The organism is Streptomyces sp. NPDC001380, from assembly GCF_042895785.1.
Classification (GTDB): domain Bacteria; phylum Actinomycetota; class Actinomycetes; order Streptomycetales; family Streptomycetaceae; genus Peterkaempfera.
In genome coordinates this window covers 53,571-62,572 of sequence record NZ_JBIAWP010000013.1, presented here as the reverse complement: position 1 = coordinate 62,572, position 9,002 = coordinate 53,571, and the positions used below count along the sequence as shown (strand labels likewise).

6 protein-coding genes are annotated in these 9,002 nt (G+C 78.7%); 2 read left to right on the top strand and 4 right to left on the bottom strand.

Features of this window, described 5'->3' with window-relative positions; translation table 11 throughout:
• Positions 1–84 precede the first annotated feature (84 nt).
• The 4 genes from ACFY07_RS17540 to ACFY07_RS17525 are packed head-to-tail and all read right to left on the bottom strand — an operon-like array spanning position 85 to position 4,056.
• Positions 85–1,083: a menaquinone biosynthesis family protein gene (locus ACFY07_RS17540; protein WP_390869465.1), complete on the bottom strand. Its 999-nt coding sequence runs from the start codon at positions 1,081–1,083 to the stop codon at positions 85–87.
• Positions 1,084–1,085: 2 nt separating this feature from the next.
• Positions 1,086–1,934, bottom strand: coding sequence for a futalosine hydrolase (locus ACFY07_RS17535; RefSeq protein ID WP_390869464.1), 849 nt, complete (start codon positions 1,932–1,934; stop codon positions 1,086–1,088).
• Positions 1,935–1,950: 16 nt separating this feature from the next.
• Positions 1,951–2,472, bottom strand: coding sequence for a hypothetical protein (locus ACFY07_RS17530; protein ID WP_390869463.1), 522 nt, complete (start codon positions 2,470–2,472; stop codon positions 1,951–1,953).
• A 27-nt stretch (positions 2,473–2,499) separates the two neighbouring features.
• Positions 2,500–4,056 carry an MFS transporter gene (locus ACFY07_RS17525; RefSeq protein ID WP_390869462.1) on the bottom strand — a complete coding sequence of 519 codons (1,557 nt, stop codon included), beginning with the start codon at positions 4,054–4,056 and terminating at the stop codon, positions 2,500–2,502.
• Between the two features lie 292 nt (positions 4,057–4,348).
• On the opposite strand from ACFY07_RS17525, the gene ACFY07_RS17520 reads away from it, so the two are divergent.
• Both ACFY07_RS17520 and ACFY07_RS17515 read left to right on the top strand, forming a co-directional pair.
• Positions 4,349–5,296 carry a DUF3027 domain-containing protein gene (locus ACFY07_RS17520; RefSeq protein WP_390869625.1) on the top strand — a complete coding sequence of 316 codons (948 nt, stop codon included), beginning with the start codon at positions 4,349–4,351 and terminating at the stop codon, positions 5,294–5,296.
• A gap of 296 nt (positions 5,297–5,592) precedes the next feature.
• A complete protein-coding gene (locus tag ACFY07_RS17515) occupies positions 5,593–8,997 on the top strand; it encodes a sacsin N-terminal ATP-binding-like domain-containing protein (protein WP_390869461.1) in 3,405 nt (1,134 codons plus the stop codon).
• The last annotated feature ends 5 nt before the right edge of the window (positions 8,998–9,002 follow it).

Genomic DNA, 9,002 nt, shown 5'->3' with positions numbered 1-9,002 from the left:
CCCGTGCGACGGCGAGGGCCCGGCCGGGACGTCCCGGCCGGGCCCTCGCCGTCGCACGGCGCGCCGGGTACCCCGCGTGCCGCGTCAGGCGGTGCTGCCGGGGAGGTCCAGGGCGCCCGGCGCCACCGCCGGGACGAGCCCCTCCGCGGCGGCCCGGGTGAGCAGCCCCCGGACCGCGGCGTAGCCGTCCTCGCCCAGGTCGGCGGTGAACTCGTTGACGTAGAGCCCGATGTGCTGGTCGGCGACGGCCGGGTCCATCTCCTGGGCGTGCGCCAGCACGTACCCGCGCGACGCCTCCGGGTCGTCCCACGCCGCCCGCACCGAGGCGCGGAGGGTGTCCGCCAGCGCCCGCAGCCGCTCCGGGCCGAGCGAGCGGCGGGCCACGATCGCGCCCAGCGGGATCGGCAGCCCGGTGGCGGCCTCCCACGCCTCGCCCATGTCGGCGAGGCAGCGCAGCCCGTACCGGCCGTAGGTGAAGCGGGCCTCGTGGATGACCAGGCCGGCGTCGACGACGCCGTCGCGCACCGCCGGCATGATCTCGTGGAACGGCAGCACCCGGACCTCGCCCAGGCCGCCGGGCACCGCCCCCGCCGCCCAGAGGCGGAAGAGCAGGTAGGCGGTGGAGCGCTCGCTGGGCACCGCCACCACCTTGCCGGCCAGGTCGGCCGGGTCGCCGGAGGCGTCCGGGCCGGTGAGCACCAGCGGCCCGCAGCCGCGGCCCAGCGCGCCGCCGCACGGCAGGAGCGCGTACTCGTCCAGCACCCACGGCAGGGCGGCGTAGGAGATCTTCAGGACGTCCAGCTCGCCGCGCTCGGCCATCCCGTTGGTGACGTCGATGTCGGCGAAGACGACCTCCGGCGCGTCCGCGCCGGGGACCAGGCCGTGGGCCCAGGCGTGGAAGACGAAGGTGTCGTTGGGGCACGGCGAGTACGCGACGGAGAGCCGGCCCGTCGGCGCGGCGGCCCCGTCCGGGGCGGCCGTGTCCCGGGCCGTCGTGCCCCGGTCGGATGCGGACCGCACGGCGTCGGACCGCGCGGCGTCGGACTGCACGGCGTCGGACTGCACGGGGGTGGCGCGCTCCATGGTCAGCTGCTCTCCTTCGCGGCGGTGCCGGCGGCGGCGGTGTCGGTCAGTTCCCGCAGCGGCAGCGCGGCGAACGCCTGCCGCAGCATCTCCAGCGCCTCGCCGATCCGCCAGGCGGCGCGGTCCCGCGGGCCCACCGCGTTGGACACGGTGCGCAGCTCCAGGACCGGAACCCCGTACCGGTCCGCGGCCTCGGCCGCGCCGAAGCCCTCCATCGCCTCCGCCGCCGCGCCGGGGTGGCGCGCGGCGAGTCCGGCGGCCCGCTCCGCGGTGCCGGTGACGGTGGAGACGGTCAGGACCGGGCCCACCGCGGTCGGGATCCCGGCGGCGCGCAGCGCGGCCGCGGCCAGGTCCACGGCGGGCTTCGGCGGGAGGTGCCGCACGGTGCCGAAGCCCAGTTCGGCCACGTCGGCGAACCCCTCCGGGGTGGTGGCGCCCAGGTCGGCGGCGACCACGGCGTCCGCCAGCACGGCCGAGCCGACCGGCGCTGCGGAGGCGAAGCCGCCGGCGATGCCGGCGCAGACCACCAGGTGGAAGGGGCGCGAGCGGGCCGCGGCGTCGGCGAGGGCCCCGGCGGCGGCCGCCGCGGCCGCGGCGGGGCCGACCCCGGCGGCCAGGACGACGGCCTCCGGACCGCCGCCCGCCGCACGGTGCGTGTCCGCCGCGGGCACGGGCCCGTCCGCGGCACCGGGGGAGCCGGCGGCGCCTGTGGCACCGGCGGCGCCGTCCACGAGTGCCCCGGCGCGCCGCAGCCCTTCGGCGACCGCGTCGCGCTCCGCCGCGACGGCGGTGACGACGAGCAGCCGGGCCGTCCGGCCCGGCTGGTCACCGCGGTGCGGCGTCGCGCTCATCGGAGGACGGCGCCCCTCAGGCGTCCTTGTTCTTCAGGGTGAAGTACCAGACGCCGTAGATCTCCTGGTTCTTCGTGTCGGCCTCGACGACCGTCACCAGGGTCTTCCCGGTCGACTTCAGCACCGTGGAGGCCGGCACGAGGCCGGAGAAGGTACCGGTGCGGCGGGCGGAGGCGAGGGTGGCCTGGCCCTGGGCGCCGCCGTCGGTGAAGGCGAACCAGCCCTTGTCGGCGATCGAGGGGTCGACGCCCACGCCGATCCGGGAGCCGCTGGTCACCTCGACGGAGTCCAGCTTGCCGTCCTTCTCCAGCTTGGCGGCCCTGGCCTGGCACCTCTGCTGGGCGGCGCCGTCCAGCGGCTTGCCGTCGTTCCAGCAGGTCGGCTCGGCATGGACGGTGTTCGACCCGGCGACCACGGTGACCATCCGGTTCACCGGCTTGTCCTCGCCCGCGGCCGTGGCGACCCCCCAGCCGACCAGGCCGGCGCTGACGACTACGACGGCGCCGGCGGCGGCGACGGCTCGGCTGTTGATGCTCATGGGACCGAGGCTACCGGTCCGCCCCTCTCACGCCACGCGGGGGTGCGGTGTGCCGCGGCCCCCGCCCCCGAACAGGCTCCGCAGCGTGAACGCCAGCACCACCGCGAGCACCCCCGCGGCCACACCCATGCCCAGCACGCCGTCCAGGGGCAGCACGATGCCGAGGGCGCCGCCGGCCACCCAGCACAGCTGCATCAGCGTCTCCGAACGGGCGAACGCGGAGGTGCGGACCTGCTCCGGCACGTCCCGCTGGATCAGGGCGTCCAGCGCCAGCTTGCCCAGCGACTGGGCCAGCCCGGCGCACCCCGCCACCAGGGTCACGGTCAGCGGGCCGAACCAGAGCGCCCCGCAGGCCGCCGCCGCCGCCGCGAGCGCCACCATGGCGGTCACCGTCGCCTCCGGGCCGCGGGTGCGCAGCCAGGAGCCCAGCACCGAGCCGAGGGCGTTGCCGACGCCGGCCGCCGCGGCCACCATGCCCAGCGCCAGGCCGGGGTTCATCCCGCCCACCGAGCCGGACCGCAGCAGGAACGCCAGGAACATGGTGAGGAAGCCCGACAGCCCCCGCAGGGACGCCACGGCGCGCAGCGCCAGCAGCACCGAGGGGCCCACCGAGCGCAGCGGCCGCTCCCGCAGCCGCCCGGGCCCGGCCCGCCCGCCGTCGCCGTCCCCGCCGTCCCCGCACCGCGCGTCGCCGTACCGCCCGTCGCCGTCCCGGTCGCCGTCCTGCCCGCCGGAACCGTCCTGCCCCGCGCCGCCCGCGTCCTCCTTGAGCAGCAGCGCCCGCTGCTCGCCCTTGGCCGAGTCCACCGTGTGCGGCAGTCCGAACGCCAGCAGCGTCCCCGCGACGAAGACCAGGAACGCCCCGCGCAGCGGCCACGCGGGCCCCAGCAGGTGCAGCAGCCCGCCGACGCCCGCCGCGACGCCGGTGGCGAGCAGCCCGGCCAGGGTGACCCTGGAGTTCGCCTTCACCAGCGTCACCTGGTGCGGCAGCAGCCGCGGCACGACGACGCTGCGCACCACCCCGTACGCCTTGGAGGCCACCAGCACCCCCAGCGCCTCCGGGTAGAGCGCGAGGCCGCCCCCCTCGATCACCCCGGCCATGGTCCAGGCCAGGACGGCGCGGGCCAGCATCGACATCGCCATCGCGGCCCGGCGGCCGTGCGGCAGCCGGTCCAGCAGCGGCCCGATCACCGGGGCGAGGACCGCGAACGGCGCCATGGTGACCAGCAGGTAGAGGGCGACCCGGCCGCGGGCCTCGCCGGTCGGCACCGAGAAGAAGATGGTGGAGGCGAGCGCGATGGTGATCAGCATGTCGCCGAAGGAGTTGACCGCGTGCAGCTCGATCAGCTTCGCCAGCCCGGACTCCCCGGCGCCCTCCGCCGAGGTGGCCCGGCGGATGCGGCGCCCGGTGCCGTGCACCACGCGGCCGGCCCCGCGGGCCGCCGCCGAGGCGCCGCCGTGAACGGCGCGCCGGACCCGGCGCACGGCGCCGTCCCGCTCCGGCCCCCCCGGGGGCGGCTGAGCGGTGTCGTGCGGTTCGTGCAGGGCGTGCTGCGCCGAGGTCTCTTCGGCCACGTCCGCCATCCTGCCCGACAACCCCGTCCCGCACGCCGGTTACGCCCCTGGCGGACCGGTGTCGTGCAAGCGGACTGTCCCCGCCCCCCGACCGGCCGGTAGCGTTCCCCTCGCACTCCACGGCGGCGGACCCCGCCCGCGGGTGACGGCGGGGGCACGGGTGACCGGATCGTCCCGCAGAATAGAACCACGGCGGCCGCCGCTCCCGGCCGGGCCGTCACATCCTCCGGCGCTCCCGCACGCGGGTCAGCGGCGGACCAGGGAACGGATTGGGAGAGAATCGATTCTCGTGAGTGCTGCGATGCGAAGCCGTACCCCTGACCGGCTCTGTGCCGAGGCCGTCGAGACCGCACGGGCGGCCGCGGTCGACGCGGCCGGTGCGGACGCGGTCGGCGAGTACGTCGGCGCGGAGGCCGACGGGGACCGCGTCGTCACGCACTTCTTCGAGTGCCGTGAGGCCGCCTACCGCGGCTGGCGCTGGGCCGTGACCGTCACCCGCGCCTCGCGCAGCAGGCTGGTGACGCTGGACGAGACCGTCCTCCTGCCCGGCCCCGACGCCGTCCTGGCGCCGCAGTGGGTGCCGTGGAGCGAGCGGCTGCGCCCCGGCGACATGGGCCCGGGCGACCTGCTGCCGACCGCCGCCGACGACCTGCGCCTGGAGCCCGGCTGGAGCGGGGAGGACGAGCCCGCCCCCAACTCGGTCCTGGCGGAGGACGGTTCGGCCGCCGCGTTCGTCCCCGGCGAGGACGTCGAGGTCTCCGAGCGGGCCGGTGCGCCGCAGGCCGACGCCGCCGCGGGCCCGTCCGGCGAGGTGGTCCGGCCCGGCCCCTCCCGCGGCGCCATCACCGCCGTGGCCCAGGAGCTCGGCCTCACCCGCCCGCGGGTGCTCTCCCGGCTCGGGCTGCACCTGGGGGCCGAGCGCTGGGAGAAGGCGTACGGCGCCCACACCCCGATGGCGCAGTCCGCCCCCGCCTCCTGCACGACGTGCGGCTTCCTGATCCCGCTCGGCGGCTCGCTGGGCCAGGCCTTCGGCGTCTGCGGCAACGAGTTCGGCCCGGCGGACGGCCGTGTCGTGTCGCTCGGCTTCGGCTGCGGCGGCCACTCGGAGGCCGCCGTCATGCCCACCCCGCCGCAGCCCGCCGAGCCGATCCTGGACGAGCTGGCCGTCGAGCCCATGCCGCTGCACCCCGACCGGGCCGGCGGCTCGGTCGAGGCCGGGGGCCCCACCGAGGAGCTCGGCCACTCCTGACGGACGGACCGCCGTACCGGCCCGGCCCGCGCACCGCCGCGGACCGGGCCGGCGGCCGTTCCGCGGCCGGTCCCCGCCCGTCCCGCCCTCCCCCGCCGCCCCCCGCGCGGCCCCCTCCCGCCCTCCCCCGCCGCCCCCCGCGCGCCCCCCGGGGACGCCCTCGGCGCCCGCCGGTGTCCGGGCACCGCCCGCGGCGCGGGAGAATGCCCCTGGACGCAGCGGCAAGGCGCACCGGAGCGGGGAACCGGCTCCGCGGGCGCTCACGGAAGGCGGTACGGCCAGTGGAGCCTCGGATCATGGGCAGCGCGGCGGAGAGCGACGGCACGGACCCGTTCGGCACGGCCGCACTCCGCCGCCGGGTCCTCGACGCCTGGGCCGCCTCCCCGGCCCGGTTCCGGGAGGACGCCAACGCCGAGGAGGAGCTGGCCCTCGGCGGCTACCGCGACCGCCTCGTCGTCGAGCTCGCCCAGAACGCCGCCGACGCCGCCGTCCGCGCGGGCGTCCCCGGCCGGCTCCGCCTGACCCTGCGGGACGGCGTGCTCTGCGCCGCCAACACCGGCGCCACCCTGGACGCGGCGGGCGTCGAGTCGCTCTCCACCCTGCGCGCCTCCTCCAAGCGCGAGGACGGCCGCACCGCCGTCGGCCGCTTCGGCGTCGGCTTCGCCGCCGTCCTCGCCGTCTGCGACGAGCCCGCCGTGCTGGGCACCCCGGGCGGCGTGCGCTGGTCCCTCCCGGAGGCCCGCGACCTGGCCGGGGCCGCCGCCGACGCCTCCGGGGGCGGCCTTGCCGAGGAGCTGCGCCGCCGCGACGGGCACGTCCCCCTGCTGCGCCTGCCGCTGCCCGCCGAGGGCACCCCGCCCACCGGGTACGACACCGTCGTGGTGCTGCCGCTGCGCGACGCCGCCGCCGAGGACCTGACCCGCCGTCTCCTCGCCGACATCGACGACGCCCTCCTGCTGACCCTCACCGGGCTCGCCGAGATCACCGTCGAGACCGACGGCGCCGACGGGACCGCCCTGCGCACCCTGACCCGCCGCACCGAGGACGGCGACGCGGGCGGCCCCGCCACCGTCACCGTCACCGACACCGCCGCCGCGGGCGAGAGCCGCTGGCAGGTCGCGGGCGCCGGCGGCCGCCTCGACGACGCCCTCCTCGCCGACCGCCCGGTGGAGGAGCGCCGCCGCCCGTACTGGGCCGTGACCTGGGCCGTCCCCGTCGACGCCGAGGGACGCCCGCTGCGGCCCCGCACCGCGCCGGTCGTCCACGGGCCCACGCCCACCGACGAGCCGCTGGGCTTCCCCGCACTGCTCATCGCCACCTACCCGCTGGACTCCACCCGCCGCCACGTCGCCCCCGGCCCGCTCACCGACTTCCTCACCGAGCGCGCCGCCGACGCGTACGCGGCGCTGCTGCGCGACCGCGGCGCCGACGTCTCCTCCCTCGGCCTCGTCCCGGGGGCGCTGGGCCAGGGGGCGCTCGACGGCGCCCTGCGCCGGGCCGTCCTCGGCCGGCTCCCCGACACGCCGTTCCTCCCCGAGGTGCCCTCGCCGGAGAAGGCCGACCAGCCGGAGCCCGAGGAGTACGCCCTCGCCGAGGACGGCCCGGAGCAGGGCCGCCCCGGCGGCCCCCGCGCGCTGCGCCCCCGCGAGGCCGTGCTGCTGGAGGGCGCCGACGCCTCCGTGGTCGAGGCCGTCGCCGCCGTCATGCCCGGCCTGCTGCCCGCCGGCCTGGAGCGGCGGCCCGAGCTGCGGGTGCTGGACGTCCGCCGCGTCCCGCTCGCCGAGGTCGTCGACCAGCTCGGCGGCCTCGACCGCGAACCCGCCTGGTGGCGCAACCTGTACGGGGCGCTGGCCGCCGCCGACCCCGAGGCCCTCGGCGCGCTCCCCGTGCCGCTCGCCGACGGACGGACCGTCACCGGACCGCGCCGGGTGCTGCTGCCCGGCGCCACGGAGGACTGGGCGGACGCCCCCGACGGCTGGCTGGGCGAGGACGGCGACCTCGGCGCCGTCCTGGCCCTGCTCGACCTGCGGCTGGTCCACCCCGACGCCGCCCACCCGCTGCTGGAGCGCCTCGGCGCCGGCGTCGCCACCCCGGCCGCGCTGCTGGACACGCCCGAGGTGCGGGCCGCCGTCGCCCGCTCCGTCCGGCTCGCCGACGACGACCCCGACGAGGCCGAGGACGTCGCCGACGCCGTCCTCGGACTGGTGAGGGCCGCCGGCGCCGAGCCGGGCGACCACCCGTGGCTGGCCCGGCTCTGCCTCGTCGACGACCGGGGCGAGCCCGCCGCCGCGGGCGAGCTGGTGCTGCCCGGCAGCCCGCTGGCCGCCGTGGTCCGCGAGGACGACGCCGCCTTCGTCGACGACGACCTGCTGGAGCAGTGGGGACCGGCCGTGCTGGAGGCCGCCGGCGTCGCCGGCCGGTTCGTGCTGGCCCGCGCCGAGGACGCCGTCCTCGACCCCGACGACCTGGAGCGCCTCGACCCCACCGCCCCGGCCGACCGCGCCGCCGGCGGCGAGCCCACCGGCCTCCTCGACGAGGCCCCCGACGGCCTCGCCGAGTGGTGCGAGGACGCCCTGGAGGTCCTGCACCTGGACGACCGCGACGGCCGCGGCGGGCCGGACGCCGGGCCGGGGGCGGCCGTCCCGCCCGTCGCCGTCGAACTCCTCGCCGTCCGCGACCTCGACCTCGTCGACGACGGCGCCTGGGCGGAGGCGCTGGCCATGCTGGCCCGCCCGCCGTACCGCGCCGCCGTCGTCGACCCGGTGCGGGTGCTGCTGCCCGACGGCACCACCGCGGACGTGCCGCCCTACGCGGCGTGGTGGCTGCGCGACCACCCCGTGCTGGACGGCCGCCGCCCCGCCGGGCTGCGCGCCGCCGGGGCCGACCCGCTGCTGCGCGGCCTGTACGACGAGGCCCGCACCGGCCTGGACGAGCGGTTCCTGCACGCCCTCGGGGTGCGCACCACGCTCGCGGCGCTGCTCGCCGAGCCCGGGGGCCCCGACGAGCTGGCGGACCGCCTCGCCGACCCGCAGGCCGGGGTGAGCCACCGTCAGCTGCACGGCATCCACACGGCGCTGGCCCGGGTGCCCGCGGACCGGGTCGAGCCGCCGGAGGCGGTGCGGGCCCTGCCGCCGCTGGACCCGGCGACCGGCCGCCGCCCCGCCTACACCCTCATCGTCGACCCGGCCGACGCGGTCGTCGCCGACGCCCCCGACCTGGTGCAGCTGCTCGACGACTTCCCGGTGCTGCCCGTCGCCCCGGCGCTGGCGTCCGCGCTCGCCGAGCGGCTGCACGTCTCGCTGGCCAGCGAGGTCGCGGGCGGCCGGGTGCTGAGCGAGGGGACCGTCCACCGGGTGCCCGCGTTCGTCCGCGAGCTGCTGCCGGGCTGCCCGGCGGTGTACGAGGAGCACGAGGAGCTGCTGGTCGTCGGACCGGACGGCGGCGAGGCCGCCGTGGACTGGCGCTGGGACACCGGCGCCGAGGCGCCCGAGGCGCCGCACGACCCGGACGCGGAGGACGAGGACGACGAGTTCGCCGTGCCGCCCGTGCCGGGGGCCCTGCACGCCGCCACCCCCGAGGGCCTGGCCGCGGGTCTGGCCTGGTCGGTCGGGCAGTTCCACCGCCGCTTCGAGGTCCTGGTGGCCCTCACCGAGCCGGACCGCGCCTACGAGCTCTCCGCCGCCCGCGACTTCGAGGGCTGATCGGG